This window comes from Oceanobacillus sp. CFH 90083 (assembly GCF_009389585.1).
Classification (GTDB): domain Bacteria; phylum Bacillota; class Bacilli; order Bacillales; family Amphibacillaceae; genus Oceanobacillus.
Genome location: NZ_VIYG01000020.1, coordinates 18,727 through 42,688, shown reverse-complemented (window position 1 = coordinate 42,688; position 23,962 = coordinate 18,727). Strand labels below are relative to the sequence as shown.

The window sequence follows — 23,962 nt, the reverse complement described above, 5'->3', positions numbered from 1 at the left end:
GATACCGGTGGTCGGGGTCGAATATGACCCTTTCGCCACTGGTATATCAACATTTAGGTACAGGAATGTGTTGCATTTGTGTTGTGAGCAGTCAAAACAAAAAAGAGAGGTCTCCCCCTCTCTTTTACAATATGCTTACATTTATAGTATCCTCAAACTTAATCTTGATAAGATTATCGTGACCAAGTTTACTAACTAATTTAATGTACTTATATTGATAATTGATGCTATCTATATAGCCTTTACAATGATGTAATCCATAATCTTTGTAATGTTTAACCTCTATCAGCAGGATATCCTTATGAGCCATCATAAGTTTAAATCCGTTTTCTTCAATCTGCTGTTCGTCTAATATTGGTTTCTCCACTGCATAATACTCTTTTTTGACTTCTTTCAACATGGCAACGTGTTCAGGGATCATTATTGCCGTCCATTTTTTATTTCCTCTATCGTTAATCATTTTTCACCCTCCAAAAGAGAACTTTTGTTCTGAACGTTTGTTCTTATTATAGCAAAATCATTCGGATTGTAAACATGAAATAATTGGTATGAAAAAAGACGCCCACAAAGAGCGCCTTTTAAAATAAGAGAAATTCCCTTACACCAAATATATTATATCATAAGCACCTGCTTTTGCGGGTGTTATTAATGACAAAAAAGATTAAAAACTTTGCTAAAAAGCATTGACTACTACGGACATTCGTAGTATAATTAAGATAGAAAGTTAAGGGGAGGTGATAATATGATTGAAGGAATAAGCAAAATAGCAGAGGCACTAGCCGCTCTCATCACAGCAAGTGCCTCACTAGTAACAGCCATCGTTGCTTACAAGCTTTCCAAGTCGAAAGACAAGGATAAGAAGTAATCAACAACGGAAAGGAGTTACAGCTCCTTTCCTCCATTATAAAATATTATGGGGAGGTTTTCAATATGACACTAATTATGGCTACAGCATCATTTATCACTTCATTAGCAGTGTTAATAATCGTTGTTATGCAAAATAAAAAGAAATAATGGATAAGGAGGGTTAACTGTTGGACATGAAAGAAAATATTAAAAACTTACTGGAGAGTGAGGAAGTTTCTAACTATAAAATAAGTAAAGAAACAGGTATTGCTCAAACCACATTAAGCGATTATGCATCGGGAAAATCCAAAATAGGCAATATGAAATTAGATCATGCATTGAAATTGTATGAGTTTTATTTATCGCATAAAGATGAAGTGTAGCCCCTCACGCTCTGTGAAGGGCTTGTTTTTTACCTAGTGTAATACCTTACATACTGCGTACTAGCAGTAATATACAATCCACTCTTTAGCTGATACATGTGACCATTACCTACTGGGAACCTGTCTCTAACTACTGTAAATACTTCTCCTTGATTTACGATTACAGCACGATCATTCCAATCGGCAGTATTATAAGTCCATAAGGACGGTGTAATAACCTCAACATATGCCTGACCACTTCCACCTCCTGATTTTCGTCTCAATCCGAGAGCTTGAGCAATCCCGTTTGCATGTCCTAAGGCAATGCGATTAAGATAAGCATCTGATTTTAGTTTATTCGCATCTGCTACAGTATCAATGAAGCCATTCTCTGTTAACACTGCTGGCATACTCGTTTCACGCAACACATGGAAATTAGCACGCTTTTTTCCACGATTGTTAAAGTCAACTTGCTTCATAACTTCTGCGTGAAGCCTATCACGGTACACTACAGTATTATTGGATACACTTCCATTAAAAATATAATCTTCATATCCGGTTCCTCCACCAGCATTAATATGAATGGAAACAAAGTAATCAGCGCCCCAGCTGTTTGCATCATTAGTACGCTGTGCCAGACTGCGGGTCGTGTCGCTTGTCCTACTCATACGAATACTATGCCCTTCATAATCACGATTGAGAAAATCTCGGGTTTTTAGAGCGATGGACAATGTTAGATTTTTCTCCTGTAAGCCATTTGCAACTGCACCTGGATCTGTTCCACCGTGTCCCGGGTCTAAATAAATTTTAGCCATAATAAAATTCCTCCTTAAAATTGGTATACTATTTTGTATTAAAAAAGCAGCTTGCCCGTATGGACTAGCCACTTATTTAATCAGTTGATTTTTCTGTAAAACATCCTTCTGCTGCTTCCCTTTAGCTGTCACATAGTTATTTTTGAACCATGTCCAGACCGTTACTGTTCCAGTTAAAATTTCGGCAATAATATCCTCACTTACCACAGGGATGGGCTGCAACCCATAATTAGATAGCAGCATGTTAATCCAAACAATAACTAAAGCGACTGTTCTCACCACTGTACCTTTATCCATTTATAAAACCTCCCTATTGATTTAATAGCAAAACAACCAACGTAACCAACGCAAAAAGCCATCCGCCCCAATTGCGGATGACCTCTAATGTTGTACTTCTGCCTACTCCTGTTGCTTTCATATAGATAATTTCTTTCTGCACCTTGGCAATTTCTTCACGTAGACCGTTATATTTATTGATGGTTTTTCGGGTCTCTTCCATCTCTGTTCTCAGCCTCGTGAAGTCCTTACTCATTTCTATCATAATCTTGTGTAAATCTTTATTTGAGTACCATTGTTCATCTGACATAATCAACCCCCTTTTAGCCATAAAAAATAAGCCTATTCGGCTTTAGTTTGGATATCACAACCTTTTCATGCATGAAAAAAGACACCTCATGAGAGATGTCTTTAGTAATATTTCAATAGGATTCTTCAAAAGTTAAAGTTTGATTTTCTTTATTGAACCTTTTTAAATAGTATTCTTTTCGTTTCTGAATCGGTGTAAGTTCACTGGTCTCCATAATATACGTTGAATATTTATTAGTGTTTTTATCCATAGTGTGCCATAGTAAGACCTGTTCAACGAACTCTGATTCTGTTTCACTTAGGTTTTTTATAAACAAATCAGTTCCCCTTGTAATACTTAAAAATTCATTTTTAAACTCATTCTCTGTTATATTCCCATGATTCTTTACCCGAACTGTTATATTTGTATTGTAATGCATAAACTTCCCCCTTTCTATCTACATAAATTAATAATTCGACAGAAAGGTAGGAATTCCTGCATAAAAAAACTTATTCAGCGTTTTCTTCCTCTTCTTCCTGTTCTCTATCATCTTCCCTAGCTGTTAGCTTATCGAGAACAGTATCTCTAACAACATCAGATAAATTACCGTCGAGACCAGCCTGAAAGAATTCCATTGCAGGAAGTGCTACATTACCATTTAAATTGATGTTTTCCTGGCTTTCCCGCATTTCTCTCGGCTCTCGGGCTGTAAACCTTACAAGTATCTGCTGTTCGCCGTCTACCTCAATAAAACGAGTGGTGCCGTCACATTCAAATTCATAATTATTCATCATCTGTACCCTCTCCTTCTTTATTATTTTCAAAGGCTTCTGCTAAAATATAATGTGCTTCCGCCTGCTGCCCGGATAGCTCTTTATCAAAATCATTCACTAGCTTTTCAACTGTTTTAAGAGCTGATTCAAGGTTTTTGTCAACAAGCACAAACTCTTCCTCAAACAAATCCTTATGAGCTTTATTAAATTCCTTCTTTTCCTTAATAATTGGCTGTCCGTTGTCCAAAAAGACAATTTCACCTTCATCGTCTAATTTTGCATAGTCCTTTAAAAGACTCACCTCTTCTTCGCGGACTTCTTTATCCTTTTCAGTCAAAGCTTTAACAATGCGCATACGGTGTACGTTTTTCTTACCTTTTACGGATACTGTATTTTGTAAAAAGTCTGCCGCGTTTCGTAAGTCCTTGTTCTGTAGTTTAATTGTCATGCTACCATCTCCTTTAATTCTTGAACTTCTGCTTCCAGTTTGGTAACTTTGTTTTTCAATATCTGGTACTCAATACGCTGCCAGTTGATTTCTTCTTCCAGTTTCCAATCCAACTCTTGAACAGCTTTGATAGTTGGGGCAATGAGCTGAGTGTAAGACACCCCCAAAACATCTCCAACATCAACAATACTTTGTTCATTCACTGTTACACCATGGTTATTTAAGGTTTGCAGTAGTTCTTGCGCTATTACTCCTACTTTGTAAATATCGTTCCCGATCATCTTAAAGTCCACTGTTCGTATATCTTTAATAAAATTAAGTCCAAGTGTATTGCCTTTTATGTTTTCTTTAATACTAATATCAGACCCTTCAACAACAAATCCAGTGTACACGCCGCTGAAAGGATTCGAAGATGAACCAATAAAATTACCGCGTAACTGATTTATAAACCCATAGCTAAATGGGCTATTCGCTCCACCAAGGTCATAATATCTAGGGTTAGCCCAATAACTACCTGCATTTAGCCCGACGAGTCTCATACGTGTATTGCCATCTGTATAAACAGTTTCCAGTCTCCAACCCTGTAGGCTGTCGTAGTTGTTTTGAATGGTAAGATTGCGATCAACCACGAGTCTATCTCTTAAATAAAGATAATTGAAACCGTTGCTAGGTGATCCTAAATTATAATTATGGTTACTTGTATACTGCGGAACAATCCCTTTAGTGCCAGCACTCAAATCTACAACAATTGACCCCATTGATTGATCTATCCGTCTACTAAATGTCCAGGTGTCATTGATTAAATCGTTGGTGTGACTGACATTATCTGCGTGCAGTCGTATCCCCCTGAATGATGTGTCGTTAACATTTACTGTTCCGGATCCACTCACAGCCCCAATACTAACCATCGGTGATGAATGACCACTACTAATTGCATACGACACAAATGCCTGTCTCCCGCCTTGTATACGTTTCATTCCTCCGCCGGTTCCGTGGAACCGGATAGATGCACTAGAATAAACATCAAACGTACCTGTATTTAAATTAAACTCAATGTTATTGTTGCTACTTCTTAAGATGCCGGTTGTAGCAATACCAATATTACTACTAATCGCCGATAAACTTGCTGCGTTAATCTTATCTGCATTAACACTTGCTATTTTTGCGCTTGTAACAGCTAAATCATCTATCTGTGCTGTGCCTATGATGGCTCGTACTAATTTGCCTCGCTCGATTGTGCCATCGGCTATATGAGCATTCTGTATAATAGCTTCATCGATAAGAGATAATCCGTTTAGATGGATTAATGCTCCGGATAAACGGATGCCTTCACGGTTTAGGTTAATTTCAGATACAATTTCATCCACATTTACTTTTAGCGAGATATCATCTGCTAATTGCGTTATATTCGATTCAGCGATGGTCATTCGACTGTCCATTTCTTCAGGTGCCGGAGACCAATCCATTAGCATATTACCTTCGGATATCATTACCTCACGTAATACAAATCCAGCGCCATCTGGTCTGCCATTTATAGCAAGTAATAACCTTGCATTTGCGACATCTTCATTATGGCTAAAGGTGAACCATACACGTAAACCATCGCCTTCAATACTACCTTCAAATCCCGAATCGGTTCGCATACTTACATCGGGCAATCTCTTAACAGTTGTTAAAGAACCATCGCTTTGCTGTAAATAAAGATAGTTTAAATCATATCCACTGTTGCTTCTACTCCGGATTATAAAACTGCAAATATAAGTTTTGTCAGCTTTCATATCAAAAGTAGGTGTTCTTATGCCGACTTGGTTGTTTGCCGAAGTTCTACGTACCCAAATCCATTGATGTCCTAGAAAATCAGTGATATCAGCTAAATTACTTCCCCATGGAAACCATGCGGTTAAAGTATCGCCTTTACTGTTAACGATGAGATTACGACCACCAATTTGGATGTTACTAACAGTCTGCTCTATCCTATCTGCTTGTATTACCACATCAGCAAGAGACTCCCTTAAATACCCGGTTTCATTATTAAAAACTGTTTCAGTTACCCGATTTAAAATTTCACGTTCATTCTGCTGGATGAGGCTTTCTTGATGTTCTAAATTTTGAACAACGCCATTCATATCGGTCTCATAACGTGTTATGCTGACGGTGTTTTCAAACATGCCATCAATGTCAGCGATAGTGTAAACATCACCAACATTGACCTTATCAACAAGTTGACCATCGATATATTGCAGATCATCTGATATCTCGCTGATATCCCTTAATAAATCATCACGAGTAGCGTTGATTTCCTCATCTGTATAGATACGAGCCTGCTGATTAATTAAGTCCTTGGCTTCTTGTGATATCTGGTCAAAGTTAACACCATTTTCGCCGATGATATCGCTAATCCTATGCAATTCTCTCATACGTTCAGCAAGTTCTGGACCCCACATGATATCTTCGGTTAACACCCGATGCGTTGCCGCTCTTACCTGTACAGACCAATCTGACGGTCTGCCATGATAGTTGACTGCACGAACACGGTAATACCAGACTTCATCTGTGCCAACGGTGTGACTAAAGGCACTGACATCGCCACGCCATAATAGATGTTGCGTATCCGGTACAAAGTCCTCTGTACGGCTGCCGTAGACCTCATAATGCTTGATAAACAGTTCGTCAGCATAATCCCAATAGAGTTGTATAACTTCTATACCGCCGTATGCTTCCAGGTTGACTGGCGTGCTTGGTTTGCGGTCAGGGTAGCTGCCTTCATCGATTATCTGTTTAGGAGGACGGTTTTTAATACCTTCCACTTCTCGCTCCAAATCATCAAGACGGCTGTCTCCTAAATCCAAAAACTGCCCCATCTCAACAACCATCGTCCCCTCAATGTCCATTAAGTCGTATTCCAGGGCTATTACTCTAGCTTGTATCTCAATAGGACGGGCAAACTTGCGGTCAATGGCTTGGCATGTATCGCCTAGGCTTACTTTTTCATCGAATAGTTCAACAGATAGACGGTAGTTTACTTCTGGCTTCTTAGCTTTTTGGAGTGCTTCCCATGTTGCATATAATAAGTCAGACGGCTCTTCGTAATCTTGGTTGCTAAATATCCCAAAACGGTGCTTATCTCCGTCCTCATATCCGTATGCAGCTAAAGCTTCCGGGTCGCCAACCCACTTTTGACCTAAGGGTTTATTGACTGGATCACCTCGGCTTGTACGCCATTCAACATCCCCGAAATCGATATAACGAGTATAGCCACCTGAATGCTCTCCATCTTCATCCTCAACTTCTAAGCTGGAACCACGTCCGTATAAAGCCGTTTTGGGGTAGCTAAGAACTGTACGACCAATTTCAGTTGTATTTTGATCAATTTCAAATCGTTGTCCCTGTTCTGTTCCAAGCCGTTGGATAAGCTTGACATAAAAACCTTTTAACTCATTCGTTTCCTCGTCAAGTTCTACAATATCCTTAAACTCTCCGCCCCATGTATTGATGGTTTCACTGATAGCTTCAACGGCAGATAGATAATAAAAATTGGTGGTCGCTCTGCCAAGTTCGACTTCAACACTAGATTCCCAACGTGTCCCTTGTACTGCTGCCGTCAAGGCTACATCTGCTGTTTGGTCTATAAAACGACGTTCAACTATGATATGGTCATTAAGCTCATTTAAAAAAGTAGGGAAGCAATTTGCTATGGTTATTGGACCATTTATATCGTTGCTATCGTCCACTTCTTTTATCGTCATCAAGCGCCAGTCACCTTCATGATCTTTAAAAACCACCTTGTTTTCTTCTTTGATATGCTCAGCGACTTCCTGATCTGCTTCAACTGCAAAAGAAAAAGGCTCTGTCGGTACGCTGTTTACCTCAATACGGTAATGCGTTTCGACAAGCCCTGTATTTTCGGAGATAACCGTTAACGGTTGTTCATCCTGGGATAATATAAATAATTCCATTAGTACCCTCCTTTCTGGTAGGATTTCCTCTATTTGTGTCGAATAGTAATATAGAGGAGGTGATACATATGAGAATAGAATCAATAGTTCATTTGAAGAACGGCGACGTATTTGGAGCGCAAGATTTAACTAATGAAAACAAGCAAAATGCTGTTATAGGTATTGAAAGAGCTAAAAGCACTAATGGTTTTATTAACCTTTACACCGATGCTGGTCCAAAACCCATTAAAGCTCAAGAAGTTAAATCTATTGAGTTTATTTTTCATGATTAGGTTAGTTTTTTCCATTTATTTTCTGTAGAACCCAGTTCGTAAGAAGTGGACAGGTCCTTGTTCTCCAATAGCTCAAGGATTCTGTCAGCTTTTTCTTCCAACTTCTCAACCTTCAACTCATAAAACCTCTCGCGACTGATTTCGTTGCCTTCTTCATCACGACAACTATGACCTTTCCATACAATAGGATGTTTTAATTCTAAATCACCATTCTGTAAATCAAACTTAAATCCAGTCTCATTTCCAGCTTTGTAAAGTTCTTTATCTTCACTCATCAATATTCCTCCTAATAAAATCTTTCATCATATTTAAGCGTGCAAGGTTCGCTGGCCTTGATCCGTAAGCTACCTGGCTGCAGCAGCTCATAATTACTTTTTAAACGTATTGCGAAACGAATATCTCTTCCATTCAACTCACAGAGTCTGCCATCATGCGTAATTTTTAACCTGTCACCTTCGATGAATTCGTATCCTAAGAGCAAGTACAGGCCAGTATTTGTTTCTAATTCAAAGGTGATCGTGTTCCGGCTAAATGTAAGGTTTATTTCCCAAGGAGTTTCATCTTGACCAGTGACGGTGTGATTTGTATTACTGGTAGTAACACTGATAGTCTTTTCCTCACCAATCCTGCGCCCATCCAGCAAAAAGAAATTTATCACACCATCAGCGAAATGACCTTTTTCCCTCAAATCCATCGATTCATAATGAGCTAAATAATAACGATCCGGTGTATCTTTAAAGCCTAATTTCTTTGGCTCATCATGAATCAGCCAGTCTGATAGCTCTTCCTTTAATTCTTCAATCCGTTTATCTGGGTGATAGATGCGGATAGGGACAGGCAATGTCTGACTTGTGAATCGTTTTTTCTTAACTCTGCTGCCACCTCTTGGATAATCGAATATATCGAATTCAATCGGTGGAGAAGGAGGGCGGAATAAATCTTGTTTTACTCTGATATAATCTTTTGACTCACCGTTAAAGATCATGCCATCCCACCTCTCAAAGTATATTGTTTACGGTTGTTCTGCCTGTTTTGTAGATTAGTAATGTCGTCAACGATTTCCCTGGCAACTTGTTTAGATCCAACATATAGATTGATAATAGCTGGTTGTTTCTCAGCTGCATCTGGTGCATGGTTATTGCTTGGTGGATCCGGAAACTTAATATTTCGAACTGCCTGTGCCATCGAATCAGATCCATTATAGGCCATTGCAGATGTGCCTAATGCAACCTCTGGACTAACAGGCTTAATCATACCTGCCGCCAAATCATCAAGCGCTCTGTAAACTAATTTGGCGTTGTCCTCAATACCAACGGCAATACCAGCTGGTACCCAACGTCCTACGTCATCCCTCATAAGATGACTTGGCGAGTTGATTTTCAAAGCTTTTTGCATGGTTGAAGCCACTCGACTAGCGATATTTCGAGCAGTTGACATAACACGTCCAGCGCCACCATTAAGCCCTGCATTTAAGCCGCTCATAGCGCTGCTACCAATTGACGACATCCTGCCAGGCAAACTATTAAAAGGAGATGTCATATTAGTAGATAGGCGTGACATTATATTTTGATTGGTAGATGCTCCAGCGCTTAAATGAGCTTGCATAGCAGCCATTGCTGACTGTACTATTACTGGTAATTGATTAATAGTACGAGACATGTTATTTACACCGGATTTCGTTGTGTTATCAAGCATTTGCATACCTGATTTTGTCCGGCTGATCATAGCTGTCGTCATAGCTACGATTGCACTGACTACGCTGCTCTCTTTGCTGGATATTCCGTTATCAAATCCCGATCCGACAAACTCACCAATTCGATAGAATACACGTGATGGGCTGTGGACTTCAAGTACAGACTCTGCAGCTCTCTGGACAGCTCCTGCCATCGTTTCAGCGGCGGCAATAGCCAAACCAGCTGCACCGTTAATGCCGTTGGCAGCCCCTTGTCCAACATTACGCCCGATGCCTTCAAAAGCAGACAGTGGAAGGCCACTGCTTGTGGTACTAACTACATCGCTAGCTAATCTACTTGCAGCACTTGTAGCTATGCCTGCACTACCGTCAATACCTGTTCCTGTGCCGCTACCTGTATTATTACCATAATTAACATAAATCGAACTTTCAAAACCGTTGGCGAACTCGGATTTCACGTCATTTGTTAAGTTATTTGCCGCTCCTGTCGCATCACCTTTGTTTGTAGTGATACCTTCCCCTGTTCTTGTTGACGCACTCCCTCCAATGGTTTCAAACGGCGTAGCATCGATTTCAGAGGATATTTCTTCTCCGGGAGCCTTACCAATTTCTCCTGAAGCCCATGCGACGGACGGTTTTCCGTGATTAATACTGCCAGACAACCTGACAGATATATCATCACCAGTTCCTTCAATGTCGGCATTATCAATCTCTGTTGTCATTGGATCGATTGCTTCTCTGCCTAGCATTTCAGAGGCAGCCTTCACATAAGGTGATCCAGTTTCCATACCGCCGGACATATCTGTCGGTATCTCTTCCCCTTTTTCTGCAAAATCATAGGTACCTAAAACTAAATCGAGCGCTGTCGTCCCTCTTTCACCCATAATTCTCATGGATTCTTCTACTACTTCGGCACTTTCGTCAACACCGCTTGCTGTTTCTTTTCCTACTGTTAGCCCATACTCCTCCCAATCAGCTTCATTAATAAGCACCCGAAGTGTGGTTTCCATTCTCTCTACTAACGTAGACATCAGATCAATAACTTCCTCAAACCCATCTCCTAAAGCTTCTTTCAGAGCGTTAGCGGATAAATCCCCGCCTTCTTGATAGGTTTCTGCCAACTCAGACAATTTCTCTCCACTGGTCCCATTGGTTTCGTCTAAATCATCGACCATTTCTTGTAACACAGCAGCCTGATCGATTCCCATATCCTCAATAAATGGAATGAAACTTTCATAACTATTTTCACCAGCCCATTCCATTAATTTAGCTTGGTTTTCTCCCCATTGTTCAACCATTTCTTGGTTGTGCTGCATGGTTTCAATCATTGAATCCATAGTGTGTTCTGTTTCGGATTCAATTTCGTTAAACGCATCAGTGGCAGCATCTTTTAACTCGCTGTACTTATCAGCCAAAGAGTCAAATGCTTCTTTTGCGGCACCTTCCAAATCTTCATAAGATACGATAATATCATGATTATTATCTGTAATGATGTCTCTAGCGTTTTGACTGGATTCAACCATTGTTTCTTTTGTAGTATCATATTGGATACCGAGCTGCTCGTTTGTATCTTTCAAAGCCTGCTCCTGCTCATCTAATTCTTCAACAGCTTTTTTGTGCTCTCTACTGGTTACGGTGCTATCATTTAATTTACGGTTCCAATCCTTTCGTAAAGCTGTAACTTCATCAAGTTGTAGTTCAATTTCTTGTTGCTCTTTTAAAATTTCAGTTAAACGTTCTTGCGCAGCGTTGGCTTTATCTTGCTCTGCCATCAAGTCAATACGAGCCTGCATCTTTTCAGTGGATTCGCTTAACATGTCCGCTTCTTCATTGTAAGATACATTCAATCCTTCAACTTCACCATTTAATTGAGATACTGCCGCACTTAAATTACGCTTATCTTCAGCCGATTTGTTTTCTTTATCAGCGAGTTTCTCGACCGTTTGAACCAGTTCAGTGTTAGCTTCTCTAGTGGCTTCAATGTCATTAATTCTATCTTTATAGGCGCTTGCGCTCTGATTCATAGATTCAACCAACGAGTCTGTAGATTCGCCTAAAGCTTCGGTTTCTTCTTTTAAACGCTCTCCTTCTTCAGTACTTCGATTAAACCATTTAACAATTCCGATAGCCGCACCAATTAAGCCGCCGATAGCAAGTGTTATCCATCCTACAGGTCCTGCCATTACACCTAGAGTAGTACCTAACATTCTTGATGCCGCGGCAAAAGCTATCTTAGCAGCAATAGCTAATCTAATTCGTCCAGTCATCACCCCGATTGCTAACGAGCTCGCACTTATCATTCCTAGATTAGCAGCTTTTGCGACAGTATCAGCTTTAGTAGCTGCTGTAGACCCAATTTGTGCAACCATTTGTCCTTTTGTGGCTAGAGTTAATCCTTGGGACGATAGTTTCGCAGCCGCTAATGCTGCATTCGATGCATTTATTGCACTCACAACTTTATTAATAATCATTAATGCAGTAAACGCTGTAACCATACCTAAAATTGCAGGAGTTAATGGTTTAATAACAGCTATCGCTGTTTTTACAACCTCACCGAATACTTTAAAAACAGGTGTAGTGGCTTCTATGGTAGATTTCATGAGATTAAAGGCTTCATTAACAACAACCTTCATGCTATCAATATTTTGCGCTATATCCTTGCCTGTAACAGCAATGGAAAGGTTGTTAAATGCCTCAATGATTTTGGCAACGCCATTGGCTATTGCGTTACGTAAGTTACCAAAAGACGTTGCTAACCCTAAGCTATTCTCTCTAGCCAGTTCAGCCATGATACCGGTACCTGTACCAACCTCAATGAGTTTTTCGTTAAATTCATCCAATGTTATGGTGCCATCTTTAAGTGCATTATATAAATCATCTTTGGCGCTTTTTCCGGTATAACCGAAAGCTTCAGCCAACTTAACCAAGCCCACATCCATAGTCTCGGATAGAGTATTCCACGTATCCATTGTAATTTCGCCAGTTTGTAATGATTTTATATACTGATCAGTACCACGTTTAGCCTGATCAGCACTTGCACCTGATCCAAGCAAAGCATTATTTAATGCAAGGGCAGTATCTGCAGCTTTGTCCATATCGCCGAAAGATGTATACATACGCTGAGCTGTCGCAGCTATATCATTTAGTTTTGTTGGTAGTCCGTCGATTCCATCAGACAATTTAGCCATAGCAGCCTCGGAGTCCTCTGCCGATACACCAAGAGCCTGCAGGACCTTAGGAAATGCGTTTAAGGTGTCAAATCGGCCAATGGCTTGATCTACAGATGCTCTCATGGCGTCAAATGCTTTGGCGGCTATAGCGACCAATCCAATAGATGCAGCAAATGTTTTAATAGACCCAGATGCTTGATTTGTTTTACCATCTACATCAGCCATTGCATCAGATGCACCGCGGACCGAGTCACTGGCCTGGGCGCTACTATCAGCTACCCCATCCAATGCACCATCGACACCTTGCAGGCCTTTGCTGGCACTATCACCACTGGAGCCTAAACTCTCGATGGTATCACCGGCGCCTTTAACACTCGACGCCGCCTGAGTCGAACTGTCAGCCACTCCGTCAATTGCGCCCTCAGCGCCTTTTAAACCTTGCCCGGCTTTTGAACCACTCTCACCAAGTCCTTCAATGGAGTCTCCAGCACCTTTTACATTTGATCCTGCTTTACCACTAGCATCGGATAAGCTATCAAGGCTATCCTCAGCCGCCTTAATACCTTTACCAGAGCGATTACCGGATGCCTCCAGGTTATCCAATTGCTTTGCAGCAACATCCACCTGTTTACCATCAACTTCGATTGATATTTTAATAGATCCATCAGCCAATTAGTCCACCTCCTCCCTGTCTTTGTCATGGATTGCGTGTAACCTTTGGAGCTTTTCCATTTCCTTTTTGTACTTAGGTGTGTCGTGTTTTGACGGCTCCCACAATCTAATTTGGATGATTCTCTGCATAATTGTGTCGGATGGCAAGGCATTCAGCAGTGCTTTAAAAGTGTGCCAGTGCATGATGCCTTGCTGCTTAAAGAGGTCAATATCATAAGCCTGCAAAAAAGACGCATAAATGTACTCTGCGTCCTGTTCTAAGTCAATATACCTTTTGTTATCTTCATCACCCTCTTTAGGTAGAGGAACTTTATTACCTTTTCTGTCATATACAACAAGTTCCTTTTCCTTGAAAACGATGAAATTTTCATAAATGTAATTCCAGAGTTCGATTCTGGATTGCCATGAATGAGGCAATTCTTGGTTATCAAGTAGTAACCGCAAGCATCTTAATATCTTTTCATGATCCCGCAAAAACTGATTTTCCATCTGATCAAAAATATCAAGAATATTATCAAAAGCCATATCAAGCTCATATTCAATGCCTTCAAATGTAAAAGAGGTGACTAAAGGGGTGTTCAACCGCATTTAATCACCTACTTCTTTTTAGCTTGTTTCTTGGCTTTATTCCTCAAAATTTCTTCTGTCTCGGTTTCGATAGCTTTCGCCCTTTCTTCCTCTTGCTGTACAATTCTATTCTGAATCGCTTCATTGATTGCCCTGAGAGCGTTTTGCAATGAAACATAATCCGGATACTTTGCGTATAATTTTTTAAAGGTGCCTTTACCAAACATCAAGTCATACTCGATAGCTGTTTGCTTTTTTTGATGTTCAATAAATTTCATGCCTTTCTGGTGAGCTCCGGGTAAATCATTCAAATAATCCTCTGGCATTTCAATATTTTTCATTTCTTCGATACTTTTCTCTGATTCTTCCTGTATATGCTCAGCTAATTTGAAAAAGTTTACTAAGTTTTCATGAGAAGAATCAAACCACAACTCAATTTCCCCGACTTTTACCGGAAACCCTGTCCGCTGGATATCTATTTGAATACCTGACATGTAATATCACTCCTTATAATAAAAAAGAGGAGCCTCAGCCCCTCTTACTCTAAACCTATTGTCGCCCCGCTTGTCGTTGGGTTGACTGATACAACCTCGGGGCTATCTACTCCCCCGACCCACCGTCACCATTATCTAATTCTGTTTCTTCAGGAATACGATCAAATCGAATATTACAGCTAAATGCTTCATAATCTGATGCTGCCCCAGAACCAGCTACAATAGCTGAAACAGTTGCAACACCTGTATATGCTTTTTTGCCATCAGCTGTTTCTACCTTGTGCCACACTTTACGTCCAATACCAGTTTTCAACCGCAAACCTTCTACAAGTGCCATTGCAGGATCTTCTGAATCATAGGTTCCTTCTACATTATAAGCTAATGCAACGGAAACAACTTCATTTTCTGGTGTTCCATCGCCACTGTAATAAGCCACCTCTTCCGTACCTTCTTGCGTATCATCTGAAATATCAGTAATCCAGTCAGCTAGTTCCAACCATTCTTCTCCTGGCTCATTTTCTCCTCTTTCGTAAGCTTGGATAAAGTGCCCGCGTAAGGCGTTTTTATTTCTACCCATCTGTAAATCACTCCTTAAAAGTTGTTATTTTTGCTTGTATATCTAATAAAAAAACAAACCATCCTTGACTATCAGCCTGATTAATAAATGGTTTGTTGGTAATAATTAATTCATCAAATTCAAAACTTCCATCGTTACTTTCGATGTTGTCAATCTGTTCAAGGGCATTTTGTACAACCCATAACGTACTATGGATATTCCCTGGCACCTTTGATTTCATAGCAAATTCATAATTCAGCTGCTGATCTTTTACACCGCTAAAATACTCATTTACAACCCTCGAACCTGGTATAGGATAAACAACAAATGATTCAGCCTCACCTAAATAACCTGGCTCACATCTAATAGGGAGCCCATCAATTTCATTTACCTTATCTACTAATCTATCTAAAAAATCCATTACCACTGAGCCCCCTTTATAAATGCGTTTATCCAGTCTTTCATATGGATAGCACTTGCTTTGTTATCCCATCTTGGACCCGTTCCAGGCGTTGTATAATTAAATTTGTACATATAAAACATTTCGGCTGCATAAGGCGTGTTGTAGTTCACTCCTCCGCCGTCGATGTCGATTGTGGCTGTCTGTCTTAAAATACCTTCTTTCATCGGTACAAACGGATTCATGTCTGCCATAGCTTGATTAGCAAGCGCATACTGTCCCTGCTGTCTGCTTTGCTGGCTCATTTTACGTTTTGCGCCATCTAAATTGATAGTTATTTGTACCATCAGACCACTTCCAGCTCGTATGAATAAATGACATTATCATAAGCCTCATAATTCGTTATCACCTTAGTTAAGATGTGATCTTGTCCGTCAAAACGAATCTTGGATTGAGTCTTAAACTCAGGCATTGGGTCTGTTACACCACCAAAGCAAAAAACAACCGCGTTATACAGCAGCTGCTTACCTGATGATGATTGGCTGTATTCAGCACCTCGGTCAATCCGACAATGTTCAATTTCGACAGGTTCTTTATAAATAGGGCCTGTACTCCAGTCATCACTTACGAATTCGTAATAGTCGAATGAATCAATACAAAAGGATTTAGGTGGTTTAGGCATTACCATGTGCAACACCTACCGACCTATTTAATAATCCAGTACCTTCAAGATAAATAAATACATCCTCGGCAACTAAAGGCTTTGTCTCATTTTGACCTGTTGAACTGTATCGGCTTGGATTAGTAACGTTCGTACGACCAGCAGAAAACGATTGAGGACTATTATTGATCTCCTCGTATGACGTAGCTCCCAACACATGGAAATACTCAATTTGAGCCACAAGAGCCTCTTTAAATTTATCGACACGCCAGGTATTATCCTTTTTGATATCAACACGAGCATAGAAATGATTTGTGTTATTATCCAAGATAGCAGAGGCTTTAGGCAATAAAGCATTAAATGCCTCATCACCTATATCTTTGCTTGTTAGCCCCTTAAATTCATCAAATGTTAAATAAGCCATGCTTATTCACCTTCTTCTGGATCCGGCTCTGGTTCAGGTTCTGTCAACGTCAGTACATGAGTGTCTGTATAACCCCCATCAGATGTAGTTACAGTGGTTGTATAAGTGCCTGCTGGTGTGTTTTCATCCCATGACACTCGACCATTACCACTAACCGTCAAACCCTCTGCATCCGGGCTAATTTCATATGATACAGCCTTATTTGATGCATCGTATGGCGTTACAGTTGCGTTTAATTGACGGTTGCCAGATGTACCAACCTCAGCGTTGGATGTCTTAGGAGATAAAGAAACATTCTCAACATCAATAGGCTCGATGCGGACAATTTTAGATTCGTCAACCAGAGCTACGGCGTAGTGTTGGTCAGCGTTGAATTTAGTCAATTTATGGTCCATATCTCGACCACTTTCAGCTAATAGACCGCGCTTAGTGTAAGTGCGTAATGCACCTGCTTTTACGGCGAAACCGTGACCTTCTTCAATCTTCATGGACCTCACAATTTCCCATCCTAACAATTCGCCAAACGCTCCAGTAATTAGGATTCTGTCACCTAAATCAGATGCACGTGTCCAGTTCTGTGCTGCTTCCTTACGTAATTTAGCTGCATCTTTATAGGACAAGAATAAAACGCCTTGTGTATCAACATCCTCAAAGTTATCAGGAGCGTCCACAAAGGCGTTTTCAAGTGTGTCAATTAAATCTAAATCAATGTCATGATTAACTGCTAACGGTGCGGTTAGTGCTGTCTCCACGATGTCATTATCGATTTTAGAAGCGATAGCCATGCGAATCTGACGCTGCGCTTCACCCACAGGGTCACCATAACCGGATAGCACGGATTCATCCGTCAATTTTACACCTCGACCAGCCTTTTTGATGGTATACTGATCAGTGTCTGTTTCAAGTTGTTCGTACTGGATTGCTTCTCCTTCTGCCACATCCTCAGCGTCACCAATATAACGATATTTAGGCACTGTGATAGTTGACCCCGGTTGCCCTTCTAAAACGTTATCGACTGGCGCAATGCCGCTAAATTTGATAGCTTTAGGCAACTGTGCTGAAATCATTGCAGCCATTACCTCTGGATCAATTAAATTCTGTAATCTTGTTAAATCTGGCATGTTTCATCATCCTTTACTAATTTTTAGTTAATTGTTCGAACTGGGCAGGATTATTGGTTTTTAATTCTGCCAGCTCTTGATAAGTCATATCAGCAATGTTTTTCGGTGTATTGCCACCACCGCCATTCGGGTTACCTGGATTGACGATTGTCGGTGTTTTTGTCTGTTGATCTGATTCAAACAAATATGCTTCCTTTTCTTTTACTGCCTCTAATTGCTCATCCAGCCCAATGATCTTTTCACCATCCAGTTTCAGATTTTCGATATCAAGAAAAGGTCTAACCGCCTTCGCGCTCTTTGCTTTAGCACCAGATAATGCTTTATCTAAAGCAAAATCAAATGCCTGTTTGTCGAGCTTTTCTTGATAAGCTTTCTTATCGTTCTCATTGGTTTCTTGTAGCTCATCAATTTTCTTTTGCAATGCATCAGCATCAACCCTTTTTAATTCTTTCAGCTGATTGTCACGATTATCCAGCTTCTGCTTGTAGTCGGTAATCTGACTTTCAAGACCTTCTACCTTAGCAGCCTTTTCTTTGTAGTCATTTGTTGACTTACCGTGTTCAACCATGATTTTATCAATCGCTTCTTTCTCAAGACCCAATCCTTCTAAAAACTTTCTTTCCATCTATAATCTCTCCCTACATTTATTTTTACGTGGTGTGACCACGACAGGATAGCTATTTAACGCAGTAGCTACGAAAAAAGACATAATTAAAAGCCTTGTTTAACGTCTATTGGCTAAAGACAAGTTTATAAATCGAACATGTCGTTCATTATTAATTGCTTTCCGCACTCCAATAAACCCACACTTGCCGTCTGTAACATATCGCTGTAGGAAATAATAATTTCATCATTCGAATTACGTGTAATACATACAATCTGTTTAACATCACCTTGCTCAATCGCATCCAGTAATTCATGAGCAATGTAATGAGGAGTGACTTTCCCCTCTTTTTCCGCTTTCTTTTCAGTGAATTTAATTGGTTTCAACTCATCACCCTTCCATCATTTACAAAGGCTACTACCTGTAGCTAGGAGATAATGGATCACTTCCTTTCTTGATCGTTGTTTTCAAACCCTTTCAACAATGAATCATATATGCCTGTCATACCGAGTAACATTGGTCCGTCTTTAGATGGAGACTTAATGTTTAGCTTCTTTTTAAGTTTATCCTTAGTGGTTTTATCCAATTTATCAGTGCTTGCTAATTTTTGCTGGATACTCTCACCGTAGTTCATAAGTGTATCTTTATCTGGCAACATCAAATATCAGCCCCTATCCTGCTTTATAATCAAAATCCTTAACCAATGTATCTAAAGGCGTATAGACTTTTTCCCTTCGATAATTCCGGCTTAAATACTCACCGTTTTTTGACAAATGGTCACGCATAGCTTTCTGACGCTTGCTAACCATCTGTTTCCAGTGAGTAGCTTTATCGCTGCCAAGTTCCTCGGCTACCATGAGATTTTTCTTATATTTGACAATCTCCCTTTCGATACGACGCTGTGTATCCCTAGCTTTAGCAACTTTTTCATTCAGCTCATTATCAAATTTAGGCTGATTATTGGTATTTACGCCTGGAATAAACGGAATATGAATATGCCGGCAGTTAACTCCACGATGACCACCAGGAGAACCAAAGTAAGCTTCCCAGTATGGATCATAGATTGATAGATATTCACTATCAGCTGGTATCTCATTGACAGGACGCAAATCTACGACATTTCCCTGTATGATAGAGCACGCTTCCCTAGCTCCTGCATGGCTTGTGACAACAACCGTATGAACGTCATAATCAGCCATACGCTCTTTGCGCACTTCGTCATAGGTATTAGAAAGAGTAGACTTTAAAACGGTTCGTGTATAGCCCTCTAATGACCATCTATGACCACCGCGGTCAATCATGCCAGAACCGATACCTCTCTGAGCCAATTCAGTAACAGCACGTTCAAGCGATTGGTCAAAGGTATATAATCCTGTATTAAACGCTGCGCTTGTTTGATTTAACACTTGTGTATATGTTCTCTGCGCTTGTCCTACGCCATAATGAGTGGTGATAAGTGTCTGATTAACGTAATTATCAATCTCACTCCAGGATTGGTTGTGATAAGCTCTCATGGTGTTGTCAAGGTTGTTCGGCATTGGTTTGGTTTCATATGGCATTGCTCTGTCAATATCTTGAACGATATCCTTGCCAGCAGTTTCAAACATGTTGCGTATTTGAGTTTCTGCGACTCCTGTGACCTTCGATAGCTGTTTAGTGACCTCATTGTTGAATAAACGCAATTCTTGAAGCTTTTGCGCCTGCCACATGGTGATGTCATCTGATCCATTTTTAAGGCGTTTGATGATGATACGTATTATTTCACCTTCTAAGCTGTTATAAAGACTGGACATGTTAGAACTCCATAAATCGAGTTGGTGTGGAGTAACTTTAGGCTTTTTATAATTCATTTAATCACCGATTTCTCTGTAACTGAATATCTGTACTCGCCTTTTGTATTTAATCTTTCCATTTCCTTTTTGGCAGCTAGTTCCTTTAGAAAAATACTATGAACGGTTGGAGTCCAGGCAGAAACCAGTAAATCATGTTCATATAGGATATACACCTTCACACAATCACTCCTCATCACCAAACATCGTTTTAGCTGCTCTGGTCTGTAACTCAGATGGCTCTAACATCAACTGTTCTTCCTGGATCTGTTTCAGCCAATCTTCAGCTGTTTTTTGCGGAACATCAAATACTCGCTTGATTACCTCTACGGTGGGAATAATCCCAAAAGTTTTTGCTTGACCATAATGCCGTAGCTGCTGCCCTTTGTCTTGAAATACTCCATCATCAAAATCAACTCCTATGTTGTCGAATGTAGGTATTTCTCCATCAAAAAGATTAAACGCCTTAGCAAGTTCAAGCGTAGAGACAATCAAACCTTTGATAAACTTCTCAACCTCGTTGACGTGGTTGTTCCTGGTACGGTAAGTCAAGCTGTTCTCGCTGACAATCTCAGTTGCAGTCTTAACGGATCGACCGTCAAACGAAAATGTGCCAACAGACAGTTGCAGCTGCATCTCTAACGTTTTAAGTGACTGATTAATAGCTTCCGTGTATTGTTCAGTCCGAATGTCAATAGTGACATCTTTAATCAAATCAGTATCATTAGCCATCTGCATGGACTTATATACGTTGGTGTCAGGATCGAATACTTGAATAGGTGGCCTGCCATCCTCCGTCTCCATTGTGTTTAGCATATAATCACTGACAAAGACAGTGCGCTGCCCCATCTGCACCTCCCAATTAAATTGATCCCATGTATCGTTAATCTGTTTAAGGGTAGGCTTGCAATTGTCGGTTAAACCAAGACCAAGCGGACTGTGCGGATTGATATTGTTAAATCCGGCTGGTTTTACATAATTAAAGAGAGGGCGTGTTAAGCCTACAATCTTAGTTTCTTCCTGCAAATCAGGATACAAATCAGCTAAAGGAATTCGTTTACCAATCTCACCTCTATTCTCAGATTTATACAGCTCATTGGTGATGATATAAATATCCTTCTCCCATTCGTGAAACTCAAGCAGCGTGTAATATATCTCCTCACCGCCAATAATTTTAGTAGTGACAGACTTCATCACACCTTCTGATATACCGTTGGTGCTTGTTCGTAGTGGATAAAAAGCATTAGCCAAAGCCCAGGAGTATTCAATTTCTCCGGTTTCAGCATTTGCATACGGTCTTACAGTTAACCCGCCAGCTGCAAACATCGGGTCAAGATAACGCATAAAGTTTTTCTTGAAATCATTATGCTCAAAGGTTCTGCCAATAAAGTCATCTGCCGACTTATAGGTATTTGTCTTGTTTTCGTCTGACTCATCGGACACTGTTACGTCGCACTGCTCGTTAAACACAAGCCCGGATAATAATTCAGATGTCAATTTGACCATATTCAACGTCATGTAATCGCGTTTTCTTTTTTCTCCGTAGGAATTGAAGTATTCAACCTTCGGATAACTGCCTTTGTATTCGTTAAAATTACGTTCAATCCTAGCCAGTTCTGCCGGATCAATATTAATCTTTTCATGGTCATTAATCGTTTGTAAAGTCTGTCCAGTCAATGCATAACCTCCTCTCTTAAACCAACTTTTAACCATATCAATAATGTTCAAGCCATCACCTCCTAAAGCTTGAGTTTTAAGTCTCTGGCATTATCCACGCAGAAGTATTGAAATTCATCACATGTATGGTCATCCTCTTTGACAACTTGAGGATTATCACTATCTAGCGGTTTCTTTTTCTTTTTTTCTTCCCATCTGTACTTTTTATGCTCCTCGATGAAAATATCATTGCTATCACAGTGTTCAAGTCTTGTAGGTATAGGATTTTCAAGATAATAAAAACGACCTTGAGCTAACAGGTCGTGTACGTAATCTACCATATTTACTTTTTTAAGCTTATTGACTGGCATCCAGTGCTGTCCATGGTCTTTATAGTATTGGTTTCTCAAAGCGCCCTCTGCACTATCAATGGTACGTTTGCGGATTCTGGCACCTTTAAACTGTGAAGCTGTTGCCTTAATAAACTCATATATATCCTTCGACAACTCACTAGGAGCCTTTTTATTAACCTGACCAGCTGGGCTGTAGTAATAACCATTGAGCCGGATGACTTTACGCTTAGCGGTCAGTCCATAGCATCCAACAGACGTTGCAGAAACGCTGTGTCCGGTGTCCGCAGAGTAAAAAAGTGCTATAACCCTATCATCACTTGGCAACTTACTCAAAGGCTTAAATAGATTCATATTGTATACGTTTGTCCCAAGTCCTACAGGTTCACCAAGATATAAATATCGATAGTAGTCATAATCATTTCTCTTAATTCGCTCGATGTCTTTAAGCATTTGAGGCGTAACAAAACCTAGTCTGTCATCCAGATAACTAGATTCATGTACCAAGTAATCTTCTTCACCTCTCATCTGGTCAGCCCATTCATTAATCCAACTATATGGATTTCTAGGTGGGTTATAGCTCCAAAAGAATTGAACAAACGGAGCTAGTTCATGTTTTTGTCTCATAAATGTTACGTTAGTCTGGTCAAAATCTTCTTGACTTTCAAATTCTGCTGCCTCTTCATACCAAACCGCAATAATGTCATCAATATCGTTTGATTTAAGCTTCTGGAATTGATCCAATCCATAAAAATAAACCGTTGACCCTGTATAATTTTCTGTTATCTTAAACGGTGCAACTGTCATTTTAAGATAACGAGAAAAACCAAACTTGCTAAATGCCCACTGTAATTTGTTGAACACTGAATCACGAATTGTTGTTCCTGTTCTACGGAGTATAACAATATTTGCTTTTTTTCCTTTTAAGATATAGGGGATTAACAAATGAACTAATTTCAATGCAATAACTGATGATTTAAAAGAGTTACGTCCACCTTTTAAAATGTTATACGGCTTATCAGAATACCATACAGAACCAAAGTGAGGATTTACTTCCTTTTCAATGTCAAAATTTGTGACTTCACTCATAATCTTTACTCCAAGACGGTTCAATGATATTAATAACTGGCGGAGCACCAGCTTTATCATCTTTATTGATTTTCTCTGTCTCAGCTTTTGTCTTAGCTATGGTTGCCTTAATCTTATCAATCTCCAGCAACCTTATATCATCCTCGTCAGTCATATCAGCATACTGTTTGATCATGTTACGGAGTTCAGCCATCGATCGACTGAGAGAAACCATAAAGGTAGAATGCTTATCCCAGGCATGCTGTACTTCCCATTCCTTCTCATTCGTGCTCTCACCTTTCCTAACACGGCTCAGGGTTTTTGTTGTGTCCTTCTGATTCTTAACATCCATAATCATCTGCGCCCGAATGATTGATGCATTAAGCATCTGTATATTCATCCAGAGTATTTCTTTGGAATCCAATGTAGTAGCTTCATTCATAATCTGAAGCGTTTCTTCAGGCAAGTATTTAGCAAATAAGCCATGTTTATTAGCGTTTTTATTCTTTTTCATTTTCTTGGGTGGAGCTCCAGTAGACTTACCACCATGCATACGACAACGGCCATTAGGCATAGCCTTGTTTTTGCATGATTTACCGGATCTGGTCTTAGCTCCACAAAAATTGTTTGCATGGGGTTTGTTTTGCATCTTACATCGTC

The 23,962-nt window shown here is 39.9% G+C and carries 30 protein-coding genes; 3 read left to right on the top strand and 27 right to left on the bottom strand.

What is annotated here, in order from left to right; translation table 11 throughout:
• Nucleotides 1–124: 124 nt before the first annotated feature.
• Nucleotides 125–460, bottom strand: a complete 336-nt coding sequence (locus tag FLK20_RS19755) for a YolD-like family protein (RefSeq protein ID WP_152658309.1) — start codon at nt 458–460, stop codon at nt 125–127.
• Between the two features lie 282 nt (nt 461–742).
• On the opposite strand from FLK20_RS19755, the gene FLK20_RS22150 reads away from it, so the two are divergent.
• Entirely contained in the window at nt 743–865 is a 123-nt protein-coding gene (locus FLK20_RS22150; RefSeq protein ID WP_255473842.1) for a hypothetical protein, read from the top strand.
• 175 nt (nt 866–1,040) lie between these two features.
• A complete protein-coding gene (locus FLK20_RS19750) occupies nt 1,041–1,229 on the top strand; it encodes an XRE family transcriptional regulator (RefSeq protein ID WP_152658313.1) in 189 nt (62 codons plus the stop codon).
• Between the two features lie 29 nt (nt 1,230–1,258).
• Here FLK20_RS19750 and FLK20_RS19745 read toward each other — a convergent pair whose 3' ends face one another.
• From FLK20_RS19745 to FLK20_RS19715, 7 genes are all read right to left on the bottom strand, one after another.
• Nucleotides 1,259–2,023, bottom strand: a complete 765-nt coding sequence (locus FLK20_RS19745) for an N-acetylmuramoyl-L-alanine amidase (RefSeq protein WP_152658308.1) — start codon at nt 2,021–2,023, stop codon at nt 1,259–1,261.
• Nucleotides 2,024–2,095: 72 nt separating this feature from the next.
• Nucleotides 2,096–2,320 (bottom strand): phage holin, encoded by a 225-nt coding sequence (locus FLK20_RS19740; protein WP_152658307.1) that lies wholly within the window; start codon nt 2,318–2,320, stop codon nt 2,096–2,098.
• A gap of 13 nt (nt 2,321–2,333) precedes the next feature.
• Nucleotides 2,334–2,609 carry a hypothetical protein gene (locus tag FLK20_RS19735; RefSeq protein WP_152658306.1) on the bottom strand — a complete coding sequence of 92 codons (276 nt, stop codon included), beginning with the start codon at nt 2,607–2,609 and terminating at the stop codon, nt 2,334–2,336.
• A 112-nt stretch (nt 2,610–2,721) separates the two neighbouring features.
• Nucleotides 2,722–3,027 carry a hypothetical protein gene (locus FLK20_RS19730; RefSeq protein WP_152658305.1) on the bottom strand — a complete coding sequence of 102 codons (306 nt, stop codon included), beginning with the start codon at nt 3,025–3,027 and terminating at the stop codon, nt 2,722–2,724.
• A 70-nt stretch (nt 3,028–3,097) separates the two neighbouring features.
• Nucleotides 3,098–3,382, bottom strand: coding sequence for a hypothetical protein (locus tag FLK20_RS19725; protein ID WP_152658304.1), 285 nt, complete (start codon nt 3,380–3,382; stop codon nt 3,098–3,100).
• The gene (locus tag FLK20_RS19720; RefSeq protein ID WP_152658303.1) at nt 3,372–3,809 is read right to left on the bottom strand and encodes a hypothetical protein; all 438 of its coding nucleotides are present in this window, start codon (nt 3,807–3,809) and stop codon (nt 3,372–3,374) included. Before FLK20_RS19720 ends, FLK20_RS19725 begins: the two co-directional genes overlap by 11 nt.
• Entirely contained in the window at nt 3,806–7,765 is a 3,960-nt protein-coding gene (locus tag FLK20_RS19715; RefSeq protein ID WP_152658302.1) for a phage tail spike protein, read from the bottom strand. Before FLK20_RS19715 ends, FLK20_RS19720 begins: the two co-directional genes overlap by 4 nt.
• A 68-nt stretch (nt 7,766–7,833) precedes the next feature.
• On the opposite strand from FLK20_RS19715, the gene FLK20_RS19710 reads away from it, so the two are divergent.
• Entirely contained in the window at nt 7,834–8,037 is a 204-nt protein-coding gene (locus FLK20_RS19710; RefSeq protein WP_152658301.1) for a hypothetical protein, read from the top strand.
• On the opposite strand, the gene FLK20_RS19705 is transcribed toward FLK20_RS19710, so the two are convergent.
• The 19 genes from FLK20_RS19705 to FLK20_RS19620 all read right to left on the bottom strand — a co-directional run bounded on the left by FLK20_RS19705 (nt 8,034) and on the right by FLK20_RS19620 (nt 23,951).
• Nucleotides 8,034–8,312: a hypothetical protein gene (locus FLK20_RS19705; RefSeq protein ID WP_152658300.1), complete on the bottom strand. Its 279-nt coding sequence runs from the start codon at nt 8,310–8,312 to the stop codon at nt 8,034–8,036. The genes FLK20_RS19710 and FLK20_RS19705 overlap by 4 nt on opposite strands.
• 11 nt (nt 8,313–8,323) lie before the next feature.
• Nucleotides 8,324–9,022 carry a distal tail protein Dit gene (locus FLK20_RS19700; RefSeq protein ID WP_152658299.1) on the bottom strand — a complete coding sequence of 233 codons (699 nt, stop codon included), beginning with the start codon at nt 9,020–9,022 and terminating at the stop codon, nt 8,324–8,326.
• Complete coding sequence (locus FLK20_RS19695; RefSeq protein ID WP_152658298.1) at nt 9,019–13,572, bottom strand: tape measure protein; 4,554 nt, start codon at nt 13,570–13,572, stop codon at nt 9,019–9,021. Before FLK20_RS19695 ends, FLK20_RS19700 begins: the two co-directional genes overlap by 4 nt.
• Nucleotides 13,573–14,160, bottom strand: coding sequence for a Gp15 family bacteriophage protein (locus FLK20_RS19690; RefSeq protein ID WP_152658297.1), 588 nt, complete (start codon nt 14,158–14,160; stop codon nt 13,573–13,575). It lies immediately after the preceding gene.
• Between the two features lie 8 nt (nt 14,161–14,168).
• Nucleotides 14,169–14,633: a hypothetical protein gene (locus FLK20_RS19685; protein ID WP_152658296.1), complete on the bottom strand. Its 465-nt coding sequence runs from the start codon at nt 14,631–14,633 to the stop codon at nt 14,169–14,171.
• A gap of 106 nt (nt 14,634–14,739) precedes the next feature.
• A complete protein-coding gene (locus FLK20_RS19680; protein ID WP_152658295.1) occupies nt 14,740–15,210 on the bottom strand; it encodes a phage tail tube protein in 471 nt (156 codons plus the stop codon).
• Between the two features lie 7 nt (nt 15,211–15,217).
• Nucleotides 15,218–15,610, bottom strand: a complete 393-nt coding sequence (locus FLK20_RS19675) for a phage tail terminator protein (RefSeq protein ID WP_152658294.1) — start codon at nt 15,608–15,610, stop codon at nt 15,218–15,220.
• On the bottom strand, nt 15,610–15,936 hold the full coding sequence (locus FLK20_RS19670; RefSeq protein WP_152658293.1) for a minor capsid protein: 327 nt from the start codon (nt 15,934–15,936) through the stop codon (nt 15,610–15,612). Before FLK20_RS19670 ends, FLK20_RS19675 begins: the two co-directional genes overlap by 1 nt.
• The gene (locus tag FLK20_RS19665) at nt 15,936–16,271 is read right to left on the bottom strand and encodes a putative minor capsid protein (RefSeq protein WP_227995171.1); all 336 of its coding nucleotides are present in this window, start codon (nt 16,269–16,271) and stop codon (nt 15,936–15,938) included. Before FLK20_RS19665 ends, FLK20_RS19670 begins: the two co-directional genes overlap by 1 nt.
• Nucleotides 16,264–16,674, bottom strand: coding sequence for a head-tail connector protein (locus tag FLK20_RS19660; RefSeq protein ID WP_152658291.1), 411 nt, complete (start codon nt 16,672–16,674; stop codon nt 16,264–16,266). The genes FLK20_RS19665 and FLK20_RS19660 overlap by 8 nt, the downstream gene beginning before the upstream one ends.
• 2 nt (nt 16,675–16,676) lie before the next feature.
• Entirely contained in the window at nt 16,677–17,795 is a 1,119-nt protein-coding gene (locus FLK20_RS19655; RefSeq protein WP_152658290.1) for a N4-gp56 family major capsid protein, read from the bottom strand.
• A gap of 16 nt (nt 17,796–17,811) precedes the next feature.
• Complete coding sequence (locus tag FLK20_RS19650) at nt 17,812–18,420, bottom strand: phage scaffolding protein (protein ID WP_152658289.1); 609 nt, start codon at nt 18,418–18,420, stop codon at nt 17,812–17,814.
• A gap of 125 nt (nt 18,421–18,545) precedes the next feature.
• Nucleotides 18,546–18,785: a hypothetical protein gene (locus tag FLK20_RS19645; protein WP_152658288.1), complete on the bottom strand. Its 240-nt coding sequence runs from the start codon at nt 18,783–18,785 to the stop codon at nt 18,546–18,548.
• 56 nt (nt 18,786–18,841) lie between these two features.
• Nucleotides 18,842–19,057, bottom strand: a complete 216-nt coding sequence (locus FLK20_RS19640; protein WP_152658287.1) for a hypothetical protein — start codon at nt 19,055–19,057, stop codon at nt 18,842–18,844.
• A gap of 13 nt (nt 19,058–19,070) precedes the next feature.
• Nucleotides 19,071–20,249, bottom strand: a complete 1,179-nt coding sequence (locus FLK20_RS19635; RefSeq protein ID WP_152658286.1) for a phage minor capsid protein — start codon at nt 20,247–20,249, stop codon at nt 19,071–19,073.
• Nucleotides 20,246–20,410 (bottom strand): hypothetical protein, encoded by a 165-nt coding sequence (locus FLK20_RS21760; protein ID WP_194165700.1) that lies wholly within the window; start codon nt 20,408–20,410, stop codon nt 20,246–20,248. Before FLK20_RS21760 ends, FLK20_RS19635 begins: the two co-directional genes overlap by 4 nt.
• A gap of 4 nt (nt 20,411–20,414) precedes the next feature.
• Nucleotides 20,415–21,956: a phage portal protein gene (locus tag FLK20_RS19630; protein ID WP_194165699.1), complete on the bottom strand. Its 1,542-nt coding sequence runs from the start codon at nt 21,954–21,956 to the stop codon at nt 20,415–20,417.
• A gap of 11 nt (nt 21,957–21,967) precedes the next feature.
• Nucleotides 21,968–23,323: a PBSX family phage terminase large subunit gene (locus FLK20_RS19625; RefSeq protein ID WP_152658285.1), complete on the bottom strand. Its 1,356-nt coding sequence runs from the start codon at nt 23,321–23,323 to the stop codon at nt 21,968–21,970.
• Nucleotides 23,316–23,951: an HGGxSTG domain-containing protein gene (locus FLK20_RS19620; RefSeq protein ID WP_152658284.1), complete on the bottom strand. Its 636-nt coding sequence runs from the start codon at nt 23,949–23,951 to the stop codon at nt 23,316–23,318. Before FLK20_RS19620 ends, FLK20_RS19625 begins: the two co-directional genes overlap by 8 nt.
• Nucleotides 23,952–23,962: the final 11 nt, after the last annotated feature.

Excerpts from the sequence above, each read along its gene's own strand:
- FLK20_RS19755 (WP_152658309.1), bottom strand. The coding sequence starts at position 460 with ATGATTAACGATAGAGGAAATAAAAAATGGACGGCAATAATGATCCCT.
- FLK20_RS22150 (WP_255473842.1), top strand. The coding sequence starts at position 743 with ATGATTGAAGGAATAAGCAAAATAGCAGAGGCACTAGCCGCTCTCATC.
- FLK20_RS19750 (WP_152658313.1), top strand. The coding sequence starts at position 1,041 with ATGAAAGAAAATATTAAAAACTTACTGGAGAGTGAGGAAGTTTCTAAC.
- FLK20_RS19745 (WP_152658308.1), bottom strand. The coding sequence starts at position 2,023 with ATGGCTAAAATTTATTTAGACCCGGGACACGGTGGAACAGATCCAGGT.
- FLK20_RS19740 (WP_152658307.1), bottom strand. The coding sequence starts at position 2,320 with ATGGATAAAGGTACAGTGGTGAGAACAGTCGCTTTAGTTATTGTTTGG.
- FLK20_RS19735 (WP_152658306.1), bottom strand. The coding sequence starts at position 2,609 with ATGTCAGATGAACAATGGTACTCAAATAAAGATTTACACAAGATTATG.
- FLK20_RS19730 (WP_152658305.1), bottom strand. The coding sequence starts at position 3,027 with ATGCATTACAATACAAATATAACAGTTCGGGTAAAGAATCATGGGAAT.
- FLK20_RS19725 (WP_152658304.1), bottom strand. The coding sequence starts at position 3,382 with ATGATGAATAATTATGAATTTGAATGTGACGGCACCACTCGTTTTATT.
- FLK20_RS19720 (WP_152658303.1), bottom strand. The coding sequence starts at position 3,809 with ATGACAATTAAACTACAGAACAAGGACTTACGAAACGCGGCAGACTTT.
- FLK20_RS19715 (WP_152658302.1), bottom strand. The coding sequence starts at position 7,765 with ATGGAATTATTTATATTATCCCAGGATGAACAACCGTTAACGGTTATC.
- FLK20_RS19710 (WP_152658301.1), top strand. The coding sequence starts at position 7,834 with ATGAGAATAGAATCAATAGTTCATTTGAAGAACGGCGACGTATTTGGA.
- FLK20_RS19705 (WP_152658300.1), bottom strand. The coding sequence starts at position 8,312 with ATGAGTGAAGATAAAGAACTTTACAAAGCTGGAAATGAGACTGGATTT.
- FLK20_RS19700 (WP_152658299.1), bottom strand. The coding sequence starts at position 9,022 with ATGATCTTTAACGGTGAGTCAAAAGATTATATCAGAGTAAAACAAGAT.
- FLK20_RS19690 (WP_152658297.1), bottom strand. The coding sequence starts at position 14,160 with ATGCGGTTGAACACCCCTTTAGTCACCTCTTTTACATTTGAAGGCATT.
- FLK20_RS19685 (WP_152658296.1), bottom strand. The coding sequence starts at position 14,633 with ATGTCAGGTATTCAAATAGATATCCAGCGGACAGGGTTTCCGGTAAAA.
- FLK20_RS19680 (WP_152658295.1), bottom strand. The coding sequence starts at position 15,210 with ATGGGTAGAAATAAAAACGCCTTACGCGGGCACTTTATCCAAGCTTAC.
- FLK20_RS19675 (WP_152658294.1), bottom strand. The coding sequence starts at position 15,610 with ATGGATTTTTTAGATAGATTAGTAGATAAGGTAAATGAAATTGATGGG.
- FLK20_RS19670 (WP_152658293.1), bottom strand. The coding sequence starts at position 15,936 with ATGGTACAAATAACTATCAATTTAGATGGCGCAAAACGTAAAATGAGC.
- FLK20_RS19665 (WP_227995171.1), bottom strand. The coding sequence starts at position 16,271 with ATGCCTAAACCACCTAAATCCTTTTGTATTGATTCATTCGACTATTAC.
- FLK20_RS19660 (WP_152658291.1), bottom strand. The coding sequence starts at position 16,674 with ATGGCTTATTTAACATTTGATGAATTTAAGGGGCTAACAAGCAAAGAT.
- FLK20_RS19655 (WP_152658290.1), bottom strand. The coding sequence starts at position 17,795 with ATGCCAGATTTAACAAGATTACAGAATTTAATTGATCCAGAGGTAATG.
- FLK20_RS19650 (WP_152658289.1), bottom strand. The coding sequence starts at position 18,420 with ATGGAAAGAAAGTTTTTAGAAGGATTGGGTCTTGAGAAAGAAGCGATT.
- FLK20_RS19640 (WP_152658287.1), bottom strand. The coding sequence starts at position 19,057 with ATGTTGCCAGATAAAGATACACTTATGAACTACGGTGAGAGTATCCAG.
- FLK20_RS19635 (WP_152658286.1), bottom strand. The coding sequence starts at position 20,249 with ATGAATTATAAAAAGCCTAAAGTTACTCCACACCAACTCGATTTATGG.
- FLK20_RS19625 (WP_152658285.1), bottom strand. The coding sequence starts at position 23,323 with ATGAGTGAAGTCACAAATTTTGACATTGAAAAGGAAGTAAATCCTCAC.
- FLK20_RS19620 (WP_152658284.1), bottom strand. The coding sequence starts at position 23,951 with ATGCAAAACAAACCCCATGCAAACAATTTTTGTGGAGCTAAGACCAGA.